General features: G+C 41.3%; 1 protein-coding gene. It reads right to left on the bottom strand.

Annotated elements, in window-relative coordinates:
- Positions 1-272 precede the first annotated feature (272 nt).
- Positions 273-750: MATE family efflux transporter (locus AC5590_RS05525; protein WP_248277461.1), on the bottom strand; the 478-nt coding region annotated here is incomplete at its 5' end.

Genomic DNA, 750 nt, shown 5'->3' with positions numbered 1-750 from the left:
ATCACTCTCACCAGAGGAAAAAATAGCGTCCTTGCTATGCAAGACTTTCAGGCAAAAGACGTGATTTCTCCCATAATGTTAGAAAATAAACCCCCAAACCCAATTGCCGTCTAATTTTCAAAAGTTGCCTTCAATTTTTATTTTCCCAGAGTGATGAAAAAGCGCTATTGCCAATGGTATGAGATCGACTTTATCCATTTGTGATTCTCCCAGAAGGAAGCGCTGAAACCCTTGATGGTTACGGACGAGAATAAATATTACCCGATATGGACTTATCCCGCACAGTTGGTTGTGTTAAGTATTTCGCCAACAGTATCCCTATCTCGGTAAGCACCCCTATAAAACCATACCATTAAAAATATGCTCGAAATTGCCGGAGCTAGAATTAAACCGTACCAGAAACCAATTCCTCCCCATCCTAAAGCTATTCCCATTAGATAACCTCCACCCAGCCCAACACCCCAGAAAGACAATATGTTAATTAGCATGGGCATATGGGTATCTTGCAACCCTAACAAAGCCCCAACACAAATGAATTGAATACTGGAAAAAATTTGGTAGACTCCTGCTAATTTGAGGAAAAAAGTTGCTTGACTAATTGCCACTGCATTATCGGGATTATTGATGTCCAAATAAATGGCGGCAATGCGTGAGGCAAATAGCTCAAAACCCAGCGCTACAGTAAACGCAAAGAGTACGCCTAAGGCAAGATTAACAAACGCTGCCCTTAATACTCCCCCAGTATTTTTC

This window comes from Brasilonema octagenarum UFV-OR1, assembly GCF_963888615.1.
GTDB classification, from domain to species: Bacteria; Cyanobacteriota; Cyanobacteriia; order Cyanobacteriales; family Nostocaceae; genus Brasilonema; species Brasilonema sennae.
The sequence above is the reverse complement of the archived record's forward strand: the minus strand, read 5'-3'. Positions and strand labels throughout refer to the sequence as shown.